This is a genomic window from Aeromonas sp. s4 (assembly GCF_040907855.1).
Taxonomy (GTDB): Bacteria; Pseudomonadota; Gammaproteobacteria; order Enterobacterales; family Aeromonadaceae; genus Aeromonas; species Aeromonas caviae.
Map to the genome: position 1 here is coordinate 1 of NZ_JBFOCP010000025.1, position 1,155 is coordinate 1,155.

At 56.5% G+C, this 1,155-nt stretch carries 1 protein-coding gene; it reads left to right on the plus strand.

The genetic code is table 11. The features are described 5' to 3' along the window. Positions 1-107: 107 nt before the first annotated feature. Positions 108-1,148, plus strand: a complete 1,041-nt coding sequence (locus tag AB5Y89_RS06965; protein ID WP_076612160.1) for an IS481-like element ISAs19 family transposase — start codon at positions 108-110, stop codon at positions 1,146-1,148. Positions 1,149-1,155 lie beyond the last annotated feature (7 nt).

Consider the following 1,155-nt stretch of genomic DNA (forward strand, 5'->3'; position numbering starts at 1 on the left):
GTATGGAGATGGTATTCACCTGACAGTTGCCCACAAAAGGGAGTGGTCATACGGCTTCAAACCGGATAACAAAACGGTACCCCTACCGTGTTATCTGGAGTCACCGTATGACCACCAACGAGAAAGTAGCACGTCGTAAACTCAGCCTGCTAGAACTCGCCAAAGAGCTCAATAACGTCAGCAAAGCCTGCAAGCTCATCGGCTACAGTCGTCAGCAGTTCTACGAAATCCGTCGTAATTACCAGACCTATGGCGCCGAGGGCTTGCTCGACAAACTGCCCGGCTGTAAAGGGGCTCATCCCAACCGGGTCGCGCCCGAGATTGAGCAGGCCATCCTCGATTACTCCCTCACCAGGCCTACTCACGGTCCGCTGCGGGTCGCGCAAGAACTAGCTCTGCAAGGCATCAACGTCAGTGCCGGCGGCGTGCGTGGCGTGTGGCAACGTCACGATTTGCTCTCCAAACACGACCGCTTGCTGCGCCTTGAGAAAACCCATCGGGAACAAACGATTGAGCTCAATGACGAGCAAATTCGCCTGCTCGAGCGCTTCAGCCCCGAGTTTCGCGAACGCCAGATTGAGGTCCACTACACCGGGGAACTGGTGGCGGTCGACACCTTCTTCGTCGGCGCGCTCAAGGGGGTCGGCAAGGTGTATCTGCAAACCGTGCTGGACTGCTATAGCCGCCACGCCTGGGGGCGGCTCTACACCAGCAAGCTGCCCATCACCTCGGTCCATGTGCTCAACGAAACGGTGCTGCCATTCTTTGAAACCCACGAGGCACGGGTCTATACCATCCTGTCAGATAACGGGCGCGAGTTCTGTGGGCGCCCTGACCATCATCCCTACGAGCTGTTTCTGCAACTGGAGGGAATTGAACACCGGACAACCAAGGTACGCAGGCCGCAGAGCAATGGCTTTATCGAGCGGTTGCACCGCACACTGCTGGATGAGCACTTCCGTATCAAGGGGAGGACGACCTGGTATGAGTCGGTGGAGCAGATGCAGACAGACCTGGATAGCTACCTGGAACACTACAACACCCAGCGGCCACATCAGGGCAGGATGATGGAGGGTCAGACCCCCTACAGCATGTTCAAGAAGGGTCTGAAATTGATACCGAAGGAAGTGCGCACTAAAGTAGCGTAAACAAGAC

Bases quoted from the DNA above. Each gene is read 5' to 3' on its own strand.
- AB5Y89_RS06965 (WP_076612160.1), top strand. From the start codon at position 108: ATGACCACCAACGAGAAAGTAGCACGTCGTAAACTCAGCCTGCTAGAA.